This window comes from Rhodoferax sp. LS1R11 (genome assembly GCF_056521395.1).
Map to the genome: position 1 here is coordinate 63,706 of NZ_JBWMAW010000014.1, position 14,542 is coordinate 78,247.

General features: G+C 64.2%; 13 protein-coding genes. 9 read left to right on the plus strand and 4 right to left on the minus strand.

Annotated elements, in window-relative coordinates:
- Positions 1-53 precede the first annotated feature (53 nt).
- Complete coding sequence (locus tag AC097N_RS16140) at positions 54-728, plus strand: ankyrin repeat domain-containing protein (RefSeq protein WP_479582748.1); 675 nt, start codon at positions 54-56, stop codon at positions 726-728.
- Here the strand turns inward: AC097N_RS16140 and AC097N_RS16145 are convergent.
- From AC097N_RS16145 to AC097N_RS16160, 4 genes are all read right to left on the minus strand, one after another.
- Positions 709-1,107, minus strand: coding sequence for a TspO/MBR family protein (locus tag AC097N_RS16145; RefSeq protein WP_479582751.1), 399 nt, complete (start codon positions 1,105-1,107; stop codon positions 709-711). The two genes, AC097N_RS16140 and AC097N_RS16145, sit on opposite strands and share 20 nt — an antisense overlap.
- Positions 1,104-3,695: a DNA mismatch repair protein MutS gene (gene mutS, locus AC097N_RS16150; RefSeq protein WP_479582754.1), complete on the minus strand. Its 2,592-nt coding sequence runs from the start codon at positions 3,693-3,695 to the stop codon at positions 1,104-1,106. Before mutS ends, AC097N_RS16145 begins: the two co-directional genes overlap by 4 nt.
- Positions 3,696-3,802: 107 nt before the next feature.
- Positions 3,803-4,084, minus strand: a complete 282-nt coding sequence (locus AC097N_RS16155) for a BrnA antitoxin family protein (RefSeq protein ID WP_479582756.1) — start codon at positions 4,082-4,084, stop codon at positions 3,803-3,805.
- A complete protein-coding gene (locus AC097N_RS16160) occupies positions 4,059-4,337 on the minus strand; it encodes a BrnT family toxin (RefSeq protein ID WP_479582758.1) in 279 nt (92 codons plus the stop codon). Before AC097N_RS16160 ends, AC097N_RS16155 begins: the two co-directional genes overlap by 26 nt.
- Positions 4,338-4,510: 173 nt before the next feature.
- Here AC097N_RS16160 and AC097N_RS16165 point away from each other — a divergent pair, with 173 nt between their 5' ends.
- From AC097N_RS16165 to phnE, 8 genes are all read left to right on the plus strand, one after another.
- The gene (locus tag AC097N_RS16165) at positions 4,511-6,694 is read left to right on the plus strand and encodes an FAD-dependent oxidoreductase (RefSeq protein ID WP_479582760.1); all 2,184 of its coding nucleotides are present in this window, start codon (positions 4,511-4,513) and stop codon (positions 6,692-6,694) included.
- Positions 6,695-6,703: 9 nt separating this feature from the next.
- The gene (egtD, locus tag AC097N_RS16170; RefSeq protein ID WP_479582763.1) at positions 6,704-7,702 is read left to right on the plus strand and encodes an L-histidine N(alpha)-methyltransferase; all 999 of its coding nucleotides are present in this window, start codon (positions 6,704-6,706) and stop codon (positions 7,700-7,702) included.
- The gene (gene senB / locus AC097N_RS16175) at positions 7,699-8,679 is read left to right on the plus strand and encodes a selenoneine biosynthesis selenosugar synthase SenB (RefSeq protein ID WP_479582765.1); all 981 of its coding nucleotides are present in this window, start codon (positions 7,699-7,701) and stop codon (positions 8,677-8,679) included. Before egtD ends, senB begins: the two co-directional genes overlap by 4 nt.
- A 20-nt stretch (positions 8,680-8,699) precedes the next feature.
- Positions 8,700-10,988, plus strand: a complete 2,289-nt coding sequence (gene selD, locus AC097N_RS16180) for a selenide, water dikinase SelD (protein ID WP_479582767.1) — start codon at positions 8,700-8,702, stop codon at positions 10,986-10,988.
- 107 nt (positions 10,989-11,095) lie between these two features.
- Positions 11,096-11,962 (plus strand): putative selenate ABC transporter substrate-binding protein, encoded by an 867-nt coding sequence (locus tag AC097N_RS16185; protein WP_479582768.1) that lies wholly within the window; start codon positions 11,096-11,098, stop codon positions 11,960-11,962.
- Between the two features lie 73 nt (positions 11,963-12,035).
- Positions 12,036-12,869 (plus strand): phosphonate ABC transporter ATP-binding protein, encoded by an 834-nt coding sequence (locus AC097N_RS16190; protein WP_479582770.1) that lies wholly within the window; start codon positions 12,036-12,038, stop codon positions 12,867-12,869.
- Entirely contained in the window at positions 12,860-13,699 is an 840-nt protein-coding gene (locus AC097N_RS16195; protein WP_479582774.1) for a PhnE/PtxC family ABC transporter permease, read from the plus strand. The genes AC097N_RS16190 and AC097N_RS16195 overlap by 10 nt, the downstream gene beginning before the upstream one ends.
- Positions 13,696-14,520: a phosphonate ABC transporter, permease protein PhnE gene (gene phnE / locus AC097N_RS16200; RefSeq protein WP_479582777.1), complete on the plus strand. Its 825-nt coding sequence runs from the start codon at positions 13,696-13,698 to the stop codon at positions 14,518-14,520. Before AC097N_RS16195 ends, phnE begins: the two co-directional genes overlap by 4 nt.
- Positions 14,521-14,542 lie beyond the last annotated feature (22 nt).

Here is a 14,542-nt window from a genome sequence, read left to right on the forward strand (position 1 = left end):
ACACTCGCACTGACGGTTGGACCCCATTTCAGGCTCCCTGCAGGAGAAGCGCAATGTATAAATTAAGACCCTTCCGATTGAGCTTGTGGGTGGCTGTGCTGTGGTGCAGCTTTTTTCAGGCGATCGCCCAGCAGGGCATGGATCAAATCAACATCAATGGCCAATTCGTCCTGGCCGCCAAGGCAGGACGGGTTGCGCGGGTCGCTGTGCTGCTGGACGAGGGTGCCAAGGTCAATTCGCGTGACCGCAATGGCGACTCCCCCTTGAACCTGGCCGCCGCCAGGGGCAACACGGAACTGGTGGCGGTGTTACTCAAAGCCGGTGCCGATGTCAATCTGGCCAACCTCGCCGGGGTAACCCCCGTCATGGGGGCCGCATTCAGCGGCAATGCCGACGTCCTGCGCAAGCTGCTGGTGGCCGGAGCCCACATAGAGCCCGTTGATCGCGTCAAAAAAAATGCGGCCACCTATGCCGCAGGCAGTGGGTGCCAGGCGTGTCTGGCGGCGTTGATCCGCGCGGGAACTGCCGTGAATGCCCCGCTGGAAAATAATCTCACGCTTCTCATGTGGGCAGCCGCCTACGGCCACGCGTCATCGGTCCAACTGCTGCTGGACCAGGGCGCTGATCGGAGTCTGAAAGACAGCCGCGGCAAAACAGCAGCAGACATGGCGGATGAAGGGCATCACCCCCATGTGGTGAGCCTGCTGTCTACCGGTTCAACCAGGTGATGCTGAGCTGCAGCACAGTGGCAAATGTCACCCACATCAGGTAGGGCATATTGACCAGCGCCACCCACCTTGCACGCGGCCAGATGGTGGCAAGCGCCCACAGCAAGGTGCCCAGCACCAGCAAGATGTCCACGCTGGCCAGTTCGTTGTTGCGCAGGCCAAACTGGATGGGCGTATAGGCCAGGTTGAACACCATGTTCAGCACAAACGGCCACAGCACGCGCCAAGGCAAGCGGCGCTTGAAGCACTGCCAGGCCACAAACCCGAAGCTGATGGCAATGATGATGTAGAGCACCGTCCATGCCGGGCCAAACACCCACGCGGGCGGCGCAAAAAAAGGCTTGGTGAGCTGGGCGTACCACTCGACGGTGCTGCTCATGGGGCCACACTGAGTTTCTTGAGCTGGTACAGCGCATCCAGCGCTTCCCGCGGTGTCAAATTATCAGGATTCAGGGCTGCAACCGCTGCCTCTATGGCGCTGGCAGCTATGTTTTCTGTAGCAGGCGGTGCCGCAAACAGGTCCACCTGAGCCTGGCTTTCGGAGGCCTGGGCCTCCAGCGTCTCCAGCGTGTGGCGGGCGTGGTTGACCACGGCGGCAGGCATGCCCGCCAGGCGGGCCACCTGAATGCCGTAACTCTTGCTGGCCGGACCGTGCTGGATTTCGTGCAGAAACACGATGTCGCGCCCCGACTCGACCGCGCTCACGTGCACGTTGATGGCACCGTGGTGCTTGGCCGGGAACTCGGTCAGCTCAAAGTAATGGGTGGCAAACAAGGTGTAGGCCTGCGTCTTGTCGTGCAACTGGGTGGCAATGGCCGAGGCCAGCGCCAGACCGTCAAAGGTGCTGGTGCCGCGACCAATCTCGTCCATCAGCACCAGCGAGTTGGGCGTGGCAGCGTTCAGAATCTGCGCGGCTTCCAGCATCTCCAGCATGAAGGTGGACTGGGCGTTGGCCAGGTCATCGGCGGCGCCAATGCGGGTGTGGATGGCGTCAATCGGGCCGAGGCGGCAGGCGCTGGCGGGCACATAACTGCCCATGCTGGCCAGCAGCACAATCACCGCAATCTGCCGCATGTAGGTTGATTTACCGCCCATGTTGGGGCCGGTGATGATTTGCATGCGCTGCTTGGGGCCCATGCGCGTGTCGTTGGCGATGAAGGCACCGCTGCTGGTCTCCGCCAGGCGGGCTTGCACCACGGGGTGGCGACCCTGGGTGATGTCCAGGCAGGGCTCCTTGGCAAACTGCGGGGCGCACCAGTCCAGCGTCAAGGCGCGTTCGGTCAGGGCGCACAGCACGTCCAGCGTGGCCAGGGCGCGGGCCACTTGCGTGAGCCGGGGCACAAAGGCCTGCAACTGGTCCAGCACTTGCTCATACAGCCATTTTTCGCGGGCCAGCGCCCGCTCCTGCGCGCTCAGGGCCTTGTCTTCAAAAGCCTTGAGTTCGGGGGTGATGAAGCGCTCGGCATTCTTCAAGGTCTGGCGGCGGCGGTAGTCGTCGGGCACCTTGTCCACCTGGCCCTGCGTGACCTCGATGAAGAAGCCATGCACTTTGTTGAACTGCACACGCAGGTTGGCAATGCCGGTGCGGGCTTTTTCACGCACCTCCAGGTCGAGCAGAAAGCTGTCGCAGTTGGTCTGGATGGCGCGCAACTCATCCAGCTCGGCGTCAAAGCCGTTGGCGATCACGCCACCGTCGCGCACCAGCACGGCGGGTTCGGCGTCGATGGCACGGGCCAGCAACTCGGCACAACCCTCAGGCGGCAGCAAATGCGTTGATATTTGAGTCAAATAGGGCTCTAGCCCCCGTGGGACGTGCGCTAGCAGCTCTGCTTTTTGTAGCGTCTGTTGCAACGCCACCAGCTCGCGCGGGCGCACCTGGCGCAGTGCAATACGGGCGGTGATGCGCTCCACGTCCGTGCTGCCCTTGAGTTGTTCGCGCAGCTTGACCCATGCGCCTGCGCGCAAAGCAGCGATGGCGCCCAGGCGTTGCTGGGCCTCCGAGCGGTCACGCCGGGGGGCGAGCAGCCAGTTTTTCAGCAAGCGGCTGCCCATGCCGGTCATGCAGGTGTCCAGCAGCGAAAAGAGCGTCGGCTTTTCTTCACCGCGCAGGGTCTGGGTGAGTTCCAGGTTGCGCCGGGTGGTTTGGGGCAGGTCAATCAGTTCGTCATTGCGCTGCACGCGCACGCTGTGCACGTGGGTCAGTGCCCGGCCTTGGGTGTGTTCGGCATAACCCAGCAGTGCGGCCGCGGCCGCGTGGGCCTGGGGCAGGTCTTGCGCCTGCCAGGGGGCCAGGCTGGCGGCCTGGAGTTGGGTAAGCAGCGTGCGCTCGCCCAGGCCAGCATCAAACTGCCAGTCCGGCCGCACGGTGATGGAGAGCCCCGCCGTCGCCTGCAAACCGCGAAGCCGCGCCTCAAATGCCGGCGTGGCACCGGCGCTGAACAACACCTCACCCGGGCTGATGCGAGCCACCCACTCACCCACTTCATCGGGCGTGCACTCGGCCAGATGCACCTCGCCCTGCGTCACGCTGAGCCAGGCCAGGCCACAGGTATTGCGCGGGCCCTGGTGCACGGCCAGCAAAAGCGACTCGGTCTTGTCGCTCAGCAACTCCAGGTCGGTCAGGGTACCGGGCGTGACCACGCGCACCACCTTGCGCTCCACCGGGCCTTTGCCGGTGGGCTCGCTCATCTGCTCGCAAATAGCCACCGACTCGCCCAGCTTGATGAGCCGGGCCAGATAGGTGTCGACCGAGTGAAACGGCACACCCGCCATCACCACTGGCTGCCCGGCCGACTGGCCGCGCTGGGTGAGCGTGATGTTGAGCAAGCGGGCGGCCTTCTCGGCGTCTGCAAAAAACAGCTCGTAGAAGTCGCCCATGCGGTAGAGCAAGAGGGTGTCGGGGTGGTCGGCTTTGAGACCCAGGTACTGGGCCATCATGGGGGTGTGTTGTGCGAGGTCCTTGTCCATATTTGTTTTTCTTTATTTATGCGTGCGGTACACGTTGGCACCACCCGCTTGCAAGGCCAGTTGGAGAGCTTCATTCGGCATAAGAGAGCCTCGCCCTGATCTGCTGACTAGACCGGCGAATGCGTCTTGAGCCAGTCTTTCAAAGCCGCATCCACACGGGTTTGCCAGCCTTCGCCAGTGGCGCGGAAGGCCTGTACCACATCACTGGACAGGCGGATGGTGGTGGAAACCTTGGTAGGCGCCTTTTGTGGCCCGCGCAGGCGCATGCCTAATGTTTTTTGCAGCGCAAGGGGTAAAACTTCGTTGGCGGGTTTGAACGTGCGCAGATCCACCGCGGTCAATTCGCGAACTTCGCCGTCAGCGTCAATGAGGGGGGTACGTTTGTTCATAGTCTTTAACTTCCCGAGTGTTGGCCTTGCGAAAACTGATGACCCTGATGCCGCCTTCAATCGGCGTGAAGCACAGCACATGCAGCCGCTCCTCAAGTAGCCCTACGGCCACATACCGCATTTCGGGGTAGGGCTTGCGTGTGTCCTGCTTGACGATCGCCGTATCAAAGTCGAAGTCAACCGCACGCTCAAACGGCAGTCCACGTTCACGGATGTTGGTGTCGTTTTTGCCAGGGTCGAAATCGATATGCACTGACCTAATTGTAGTTACAACCATCGAATGTGGTCCATCTCTTTTTGTTACTACAGCAAAGTGCAGGGCTTTACAGATATCACGCATGCCTGTGTCAGCCGCCGCCTGCCCCCCATTACATTAGAAAGAACACAGCCCGCGCGCCGACTGACACCCTGCAAACCCCAGACGCCATGAACATCAAAAAAATCACCTTGCTGGTCGCTGTCGTGGCAGCCATAGGCGCCTTCATGGCGCTGGACCTGGGCCGCTACCTGAGCCTGGACTACCTCAAGCAAAGCCAGGCCAGCTTTGCAGCCTTGTATGCGCAACAGCCCCTGACGGTGGCGGCGGCCTACTTCGGCCTGTATGTGCTGACCGCCGCCCTGTCCGTCCCCGGCGCGACCATTTTGACCCTGGCCGGTGGCGCTGTTTTTGGGCTGGGCTGGGGCCTGCTGATCGTGTCATTTGCCTCCAGCATCGGGGCCACCCTGGCGTTTTTGACGGCGCGTTTTGTCCTGCGCGACAGCATGGAGACCAGGTTTTCAAAACGTCTGGCCGACATCAATCGCGGGATTGAAAGAGACGGCGCGTTTTACCTGTTTACCCTGCGGTTGGTGCCGCTGGTGCCGTTTTTTGTCGTCAACCTGGTGATGGGCCTGACCAAGATGCGGGCCTCGGTGTTTTATGCCGTGAGCCAGCTGGGCATGCTGGCGGGCACGGCCGTGTTCGTGAATGCGGGCACGCAGCTGTCGCAAATCAACTCTTTGAAGGGCATCCTGAGCCCGGCGCTGTTGGGCTCCTTCGTGCTCCTGGGCGTGTTTCCGTTGCTGGCGCGCAAGGGGGTGGATGCCATCAAAAAACGCCAGGTCTACGCACGCTGGGCGGCTGTGCGGCCCAAGACGTTTGACCGGAACCTCATCGTGATTGGCGCGGGTGCGGGCGGGCTGGTGTCGGCCTACATTGCCGCCGCCGTCAAGGCCAGGGTCACGTTGGTCGAGGCGCACAAAATGGGCGGCGACTGCCTGAACTATGGCTGTGTGCCCAGCAAGGCCCTCATCAAAAGCGCCAGGCTGGCGCACCAGATGCAGCATGCAGAACGCTATGGTTTAAATAGCACTATCCGCACGTCGGACGGGGGCTACAGCCTTATTTCTTTTAAAAAAGTCATGCAGCGCATACAAGAGGTGATTGCCGCCATCGAACCCCATGACAGCGTGGCGCGCTACACCAGCCTGGGCGTGGACGTGCTACAGGGCTACGCCAAGATCATCAACCCCTGGACGGTCGAGGTTGCCCTGAACGGCGGCGGCAAACAGGTGCTGACCACCCGCAACATCGTCATCGCCGCCGGTGCCAGCCCCTTGGTGCCGCCGCTGCCGGGTTTGAATGAGGTCGGTTTTGTGACCAGCGACACGCTATGGGACACGTTTGCGCAACTCGATGACGTCCCCCGGCGCCTGGTGGTGTTGGGCGGTGGGCCCATTGGGTGCGAACTGGCGCAAAGTTTTGCCCGGCTCGGCTCCCAGGTCACCCAGGTGGAGATGGCGCCCCGCCTCATGCTGCGCGAAGATGCGGACGTGTCCGCGCTGGTGGCCAATGCCCTGAGCTTGGATGGCGTGCAGGTACTGACCGGCCACAAGGCCCTGCGCTGCGAGCTGCAAGGTGCCGCCAAAGTTCTGGTCGTTGAGCACGCGGGCGAGCAGACGCGCATTGAATTTGACCAGTTGCTGTGCGCCGTGGGCCGTGTGGCGCGCCTCACCGGTTATGGGCTGGAAGACCTGGGCATTCCGGTGCAGCGCACGGTCGAGGTCAACGAGTATTTGCAAACCCTGTACCCCAACATCTACGCCGTGGGCGATGTGGCGGGACCCTTCCAGTTCACCCACACCGCGGCGCACCAGGCCTGGTATGCGGCGGTCAACGCCCTGTTTGGCGACTTCAAGCAATTCAAGGCCGACTACTCGGTCATTCCCTGGGCTACCTTCACCGACCCCGAAGTGGCGCGCGTGGGCCTGAATGAACAGGAGGCCAAAGAACAAGGCGTGGCGTTTGAGGTCACCCGCTATGGCATCGACGACCTGGACCGGGCCATTGCCGACAGCGAGGCCCGTGGCTTCGTCAAGGTGCTGACCGTGCCCGGCAAGGACCGCATTCTGGGCGTGACGATTGTGGGCACCCATGCGGGCGACCTGTTGGCCGAGTGGGTGCTGGCCATGAAGCACGGGCTGGGCCTGAACAAGATCCTGGGCACCATCCACACCTACCCCACCCTGTCAGAGGCCAACAAATACGCCGCAGGGGAATGGAAACGGGCGCACCAGCCCCACCAACTGCTGGGCTGGGTACGCAAGTACCATGACTGGAAACGACGCTAAAAATCCACTATGAAAACGCCCCAATTCATCCAGCTGCACCATGACAGCGCCGACGTCATTCGCCACGAGTTGCTCAAAGGGCTCACCAACAACCCGCAGCCCGGGGGGGCGCAGGTGTCACCCAAGTTTCTGTACGACTCACTCGGCTCCCGCTTGTTTGAGGCCATTACCGAGCTGCCCGAGTACTACCCCACACGCACCGAGGCCGCGATCTTTCGCCAGCATGGCGAGGCCATGGCCTGCCAGGTGCCTGCAGGCGCCACCCTGATTGACCTGGGTGCGGGCAACTGCGGCAAGGCTGCGGCGCTGTTTGCGCGTTTTGCCCCGGCCCGCTATGTGGCGGTGGATATTTCGGTCGACTTTTTGCGTGGTGCGCTGGAGTGTCTGCAACGGCAATACCCGGCCATGGACATGGTGGGCGTGGGGCTGGATTTCTCGGAAAGCCTGAACCTGCCGCCCGAGGTGGACGACCCCGGCGCGGGCCCGCGGGTGTTGTTTTACCCGGGGTCGAGCATTGGCAACTTCACGCCGGAGCAGGCGCTGGTGTTTTTGCGCCAGGTGCGCGCCGCCTGTGGCCCGGTCGCGGGCAGCGGCTTGCTGATGGGTGTGGACCTGGTGAAAGATACCGCCGAGCTGGAGGCCGCCTATGACGACGCGCTGGGGGTGACTGCCGCATTCAATCGCAACCTCATCTCCAACGTCAACCGCCTGACGGGCTGCAACATGCACCTGGCGGACTGGGCCCACAAGGCCTTGTTCAACACCACGGAGTCCCGGATCGAGATGCACCTGGTCGCGCAACGTGCGCTGACCGTGCAATGGCCCGGTGGCCAGCGCGCCTTTGCACAAGGCGAGCGCATGCACACCGAAAACTCCTACAAGTGGACGGTGCCGGGCATCTCAAAGCTCCTGCACGAAGCCGGATTTGCCACCCCGCAGGTCTGGACCGATGCGCCAACGCCCGAGCAGGGCCGTTTTGCGGTGTTATGGGCACCCGCCGGGCCATGAACCCCCAGGTGGTGATCGTGAGCCCCGCCCTGGCGGACGCCAACAATGGCAACTGGCAAACCGCCCGCCGCTGGCAGCAATTGCTGCAGCGCCCGGACGCCAAGGGCGCCAAGCTGAAAGTGCGCATCGTCACCCAATGGCCCGACGGCCCGGCTGCCGACCAGGACACGTGCATGCTGGCCCTGCACGCCCGGCGATCGGCCGCCTCCATTGCCGCCTGGGCGCAACAGCATGCCCGCGGCCTGGCGGTGATCTTGACCGGGACCGACCTGTACCGTGACATCCAGACTGACCCACAGGCCCAGCGCTCGCTGCAGCTGGCCCAGCAACTGGTGTTGTTGCAGGAGCTGGGCGTGCAAGCCCTGCCCGGCGACATGCGCGCGCGGGCCATGGTGATATTCCAGTCCACCCCGGCGCGAATCACCCTGGACAAACCCAAGCGCTTTCTCAAAGCCGTGATGGTGGGCCACCTGCGTGAAGAAAAGTCGCCCCACACCCTGTTTGCCGCGGCCGCCCTGCTGGCCATGGACGAGGCCATTCGCATTGACCACATTGGCGCGCCACTGGACCCGGCTTTGGCAGCCCAGGCCCAGGCCACCGCCGGGGCTTGCCCGCACTACCGCTGGCTGGGCGGCCTGCCGCATGAGACCACGCGCCGACGCATCCAGCGCGCGCATGTGCTGGTGCACACCAGCCGCATGGAAGGCGGCGCCCATGTGGTGATGGAGGCCGTGCGCTGCGGCACCCCGGTTCTGGCGTCCCGCATTGCGGGCAACGTGGGCATGCTGGGCGCTAACTATGCCGGTTACTTTGACTGGGACAATACGGCGCAGTTGGTCGCCTTGCTGCGCCGCTGCCGCCACGATGCGGCCTTTCTGGCCACGCTGCAGGCACAGTGCGCGGCGCGTGCGCCCCTGTTTTCTACCGAGGCCGAGTGCCGCCACCTGCACCAGCTGGTGGCGAGCCTTTGCGCCTGACCTTTGAGACTCGTTCCCCGATGCAAAACCTTTCACAACCCATTGCCAGAGACATTGTGCTGATTGGCGGCGGCCACAGCCACGTGGGCGTGCTCAAGCGTTTTGGCATGGCGCCCGAGCCGGGTGTGCGCCTGACCGTCATCTGCACCGATGTGCACACCCCCTACTCCGGCATGTTGCCCGGCTACGTTTCGGGCCACTACAGCTATGACGACGCGCACATCGACCTCTCCCGGCTGGCCGTGTTTGCAGGCGCCCGCCTCTACCGGGACGATGTGATCGGCATCGACCGGGCCGCAGGCAAAGTGCTGTGCCGTAACCGCCCGCCTGTGGCCTATGACCGCCTGTCCATCAACATTGGATCCACGCCGCGACTGCATGACGTTGCAGGGGCCGACGAATTCACCACCCCGGTCAAGCCCATCACCCGGTTCAACCAGCGCTGGCTGGCGCTTCTGGCGCGCGTGCAGTTGCACACCCAGGGCCTGCTGCGCATTGCCGTGGTGGGTGCGGGCGCGGGGGGCGTGGAGTTGCTGCTGTCCATGCAGTACCGCCTGCGCCAGGAGATGCAAACCCGTGGCCGCGATGCGAACCTGCTCATCTTTCACCTGCTCAGCGCGGGCCCCACCATCCTGCCCACCCACAACGCCCGGGTGCGCCAGAAGTTTGCCGCCGTGCTGGCGCAGCGCGGCGTGCATGTGCACCTGAACGCCAAGGTCACGCAGGTCGAACCCGGACGGCTGCTGTGCACCGATGGCGCCGTGGTGCAGGCCGACGAAATCATGTGGGTCACCCAGGCAGGCGGCGCCCCCTGGCTGCAAACCACCGGCCTGGCGCTGGATGACGGCGGCTTTGTGCTGGTGAATGACCAGCTGCAGACACTGACCGACCCGAACATCTTTGCCGCAGGCGACATTGCCGCCATGCAATACCACAAGCTCGAAAAAGCCGGGGTGTTTGCCGTGCGCATGGGGCGCCCGCTGGCCGACAACCTGCGCCGCAGCGTGCAGGGTCGCGCCTTGCAGGCCTACCGCCCGCAATCCAGCTGGCTGGCGCTCATCAGCACGGGGGACCGCTACGCCGTGGCTTCGCGCGGGGGCTTGGGTTTTTGGGGTGACTGGGTGTGGCGCTGGAAAGACCGGATTGACCGGCGCTTCATGGACAGCTTCTCCCGCTTCCCGGACATGCCCGCCCAGTCGGCGGCCGCCGCGCGCCATCCCAAGTCACAGCTCGCCCTGAACCAGGACGAAGCCCTGCAAGCCATCTCGGCCATCGCCATGCGCTGCGGCGGCTGCGGTGCCAAGGTGGGCGCCACCGTGCTCTCGCGGGCACTGGGCCGCTTGCCGGTCTTGCAGCGGCCCGATGTGCTGATTGGCCTGCACGACCCGGACGACGCCGCTGTGGTGCGGGTGCCGCCGGGCAAGGCGATGGTGCATTCGGTCGATTTCTTTCGCGCCTTTGTGGACGATCCCTATCTGTTTGGCAAGGTCGCGGCCAACCATGCCCTGGGCGATATTTTTGCCATGGGCGCCGAGCCGCAGACGGCCACCGCCATTGCCACGGTGCCGCCGGGGCTGGAGGCCAAGGTTGAAGACCTGCTGTTCCAGATGATGACCGGCGCGGTCGAGGTGCTCAATGACGCCGGTTGCGCCCTGGTGGGCGGGCACACAGGCGAAGGCAGCGAACTGGCCCTGGGCTTTGCCATCAACGGCCTGATTGATGACAGCCTGGTCACCGTCACCCGCAAAGGCGGCATGCAACCGGGCGATGTGCTGGTGCTGACCAAACCCATCGGCACCGGCACCCTGTTTGCCGCGCATGCGCGTTTGGCTGCCAAGGGGCGCTGGATTGACGCGGCCTTGCAATCAATGGTGGTGTCCAACCGGTTGGGGGCGCAGTGCCTGCGCGAATTTGGCGCCACCGCCTGCACCGACCTCACCGGCTTTGGCCTGCTGGGCCACCTGGTGGAGATGACCAGGCCCTCGGGCGTGGATGCCGAGCTGGATCTGGTGGCCCTGCCCTTGCTGGACGGCGCCCTGGAAACGGTGGCGGCGGGCATCGTGAGTTCGCTGCAGCCCGCCAATGTGCGGCTGCGCCGCGCCCTGCGCAACCAGGAGGCCTTTGTCAACCACCCGCGCTACCCGCTGATTTTTGACCCCCAAACGGCTGGCGGCCTGCTGGCCAGCGTGCCGGCAGATCGTGTGCAGGCGTGTGTTGCCGCCTTGAAGGCCCTCGGCTACGTTCATACCGCCGTCATCGGGCGCATCCTGGCGCAGGGCGAGGCGCTCGAACCCATCGTGTTGCGTTGACCGGCCACCTTCCTGTGGCGACGCTGGCCCAACCATGGCGCCAGGTCACGCAGCGGTGTTTTCAGGTCTAATTGAATTTGCTTTTTTTGTTTATTTCTGGAGTGTTTATGTCTGGTTTTTCTTCCACGCGCGGTCTGCGCACGCTGCTGGCCTGCGCCCTGGCCCTGTCCGCCACCCTGGCCCAGGCCCAGGCGGTATTCAAGGTCACGGCCATCCCTGATGAATCCCCCACCGAGCTGGCCCGCAAGGCGGCCCCCCTGGTGAAATACCTCGAAAAAACCCTGGGCATGAAGGTCGAGTTCACGCCCGTGACCGACTACGCAGCCGCGGTCGAAGCCCTGGCCAACAAGCAGGTCGATCTGGCCTGGTACGGCGGCTTCACGTTTGTGCAGGCCCTGGTGCGCTCAGGCGGCAAAGCCATTCCGCTGGTTCAGCGGGAAGAAGACGAAAAGTTCCGCTCGGTGTTCATCACCAGCGACCCCGGCATCAAAACCCTGGCCGACCTGAAGGGCAAGAACGTGAGCTTTGGTTCGCAGTCCAGCACCTCCGGCCATTTGATGCCCCGCAGCTTCTTGCTGCAGGCCAACATCGACCCCGACAAAGACTTCAAGCGCGTGGCCTACTCCGGCGCGCATGACGCCACCATTGCCGCCGTCGCCGCGGGCAAGGTTGAGGCGGGTGCCCTGAACATGTCGGTGTGGGAAAAGTTTGTGGCGGAGGGCAAAGTCGACACCACCAAGGTCAAGGTGTTCTACACCACGCCCGGCTACTTTGACTACAACTGGACCGTGCACGCCGACATGCCTGCGGCCCAACGCGAGAAGCTGACCAAGGCCTTCCTCGCCCTGGACCGCAACACGGCAGAAGGCAAGGAAATCCTGGACCTGCAGCGCGCCACCCGTTTCATCCCCACCAAGGCGGAGAACTACAAGGGCATTGAAACCGCGGCGCGCAGTGCCGGTTTGCTGAAGTAACCTGCCCCCAAAACGCTATGCTTTTAATAGCTTACTACGCACGTCCCACCTGGGCTAAAGGCCTTTTTCTTATATGAAAATAGAACTGTGCAACCTCTCTGGCCGCCACCCGTCGGCCAGAGAAGGCACAGCGCCTGCGCTGCAAGGCTTGAGTTTGAACGTGCGCGCCGGTGAGCAGGTCGCCGTCATTGGCCCGTCAGGTGCCGGCAAAACCACGCTCCTGCACCTGATGGCCTGCGCGCTCAAACCGTCCTCCGGCAGCCTGCGGCTGGACGACCAGGACCCGTGGACGCTCTCGCGCAGCGCACTGCAAGACCTGCGCGGCGCGCTGTTTCTGGCCCCCCAGGTGCCGCCCCTGCCGCCACGCCAGCGCGTGGTCACCGCCGTGTTGGCGGGACGCCTGCCGCATGAAGGCGTGTGGACCAGCTTGCGCAGCCTGTTTTATCCGCTGGATATTCCCCGTGCCGAGCGTGCGCTGGCCGGTTTTGACGTGAGCGACAAGCTGTTTGACCGCGTGGACCGCCTCTCGGGCGGCGAGCGCCAGCGCGTGAGCCTGGCCCGCGCCCTAGTGTCCCAGGCCAGCCTGTTTCTGGTGGACGAGCCTTTGTCAGCGCTGGACCCGACACGCGCCCAACACGCCCTGAACACCCTGACCCAGGCGGCCCGTGACCGCAAGGCCACGCTGGTGAGCACCCTGCACCATGTGGAAATGGCGCTGGCCCATTTTCCGCGCATCATCGGCCTGCGCGATGGCATGCTGGCCTTTGACCTGCCCGCAGCCGACGTCAGCCCGCAGCACCTGCAGGCGCTGTACGCGCAGCACCTGCACGAACTCACTGGCCCGGCCATGCCCGGGGACGACACCTTCCCCGCCCCCTCCGCACCCGTGGTGATGCATTGCCGCTAACTGCCGTCCACCCCGGCCCCGCGCAGCGCGACCCCGCATGGCGTGGACGCCTGTTGTGGGTGCTCGCCAGCCTGGCGCTGCTGTGGCCCACGCTGGTGCTGACCGAATTCAAGCCCTGGGTGTTGTTGGAGCCGGGCGCCCTGAAGCCGACACTGAATTTTCTGGCGGCTTTCTTTCCGCCACGCACCGATGCGGACTTTTTGCTGCTGCTGGCGCGTGAAACCTGGCGCACCGTGGCCATGGCCACCGCGGGGCTGACGCTCGCGCTCTTGCTGGCCGTCCCGCTGTCGCTGTTGTCCGTGCGGGTGCTGTCCCTATCAGCACTCAGCGGTCGCATGGCCTTGTTGCCCAGCCTGCTGAGACAAGGGGCGCGCTGGACGCTGATGGTGCTGCGCAGCGTGCCCGAGTTGGTCTGGGCGCTGGTGTTTGTGCGCGTGGTGGGCCTGGGCCCGACCTCGGGCGTGCTGGCCATTGCCCTCACCTATGGCGGCATGCTGGGCAAGGTGTACGCCGACATCCTGGAAAGCGGCGACGCCCACGCCACCACCAGCCTTATGCGCAATGGCTCTGGCCGCCTGCAGGCCTTCTGTTACGGCCTGCTGCCCCAAAACGCGGGCGAGCTGACCAGCTACACCGTGTACCGCTGGGAGTGCGCGATCCGCTCCAGCGCGGTGCTCGGTTTTGTGGGCGCAGGCGGCCTGGGCCAGCTCATGGACTCGTCCATGAAGATGTTCAATGGGTCGGAGGTTGCCAGCATCCTGCTGGTCTTCATGACACTGGTGTGGCTGGCCGACCGCCTGAGTGCGGCACTGCGAAAGGTACTGGCATGAAGCCCCGCGCCGCCAACGACACCTACAAACTGCCGCCCAAGCTGTTCGATGCCCGCTGCAAAGCCTGCTGGCTGGTGCTGGGCGTGGTGATGTTGGTCGTGGCCAGCTTTGCCACGCTGGACTTGCAATGGGCCAAGTTCTACTCATGGGACGCCGCCACCCGCATGGGCCGTTTTGTGGGAGAACTGCTACACCCCGAGACCGGTGCGGCCTTCCTCAGCAAAGTGCTGATGGCCTCGCTGGAGACCCTGGCCATGTCAGCCCTGGGCACCTTGCTGGCCGTGCTGCTGGGCCTGGCGCTGGCCTTGCCGGCCGCGCGTGTTCACCCACAAGACCCGGCGCGCTGGCGCGGTGCAACCAGGCTGCTGCTCAATGCCTTGCGCAGCATACCCGAGCTGGTGTGGGCCGCGTTGCTGTTGGTCGCGGCGGGCCTGGGGCCGTTTGCCGGCACGCTGGCGCTGGGCTTGCACACCTCGGGCGTGCTGGGCCGTCTGTTCGCCGAGGCGATCGAAAACGCACCGCCCGGACCTGCTTTTGCCCTGCGTACCCGTGGCGTGGGCGAAGGCCGTGTGTTTTGGTATGCGACCCTGCCCCAGGTGCTGCCGCAGTTGATGAGCTACACCTTGTACCGCTGGGAAAACAACATCCGCGCGGCGGCTGTGCTGGGCGTGGTGGGTGCAGGCGGTCTGGGCCAGATGCTGGCGTTTCACATGGGCCTGTTCCAGATGGCAGAAACCAGTACGGTCCTGCTGGCCATGCTGGCCTTGGTGGTCGTGGTGGACGCGCTAAGCTACTGGATTCGCAACGCGCTCTCGCGTTGAACAAAAGCACGACTCAACAAGA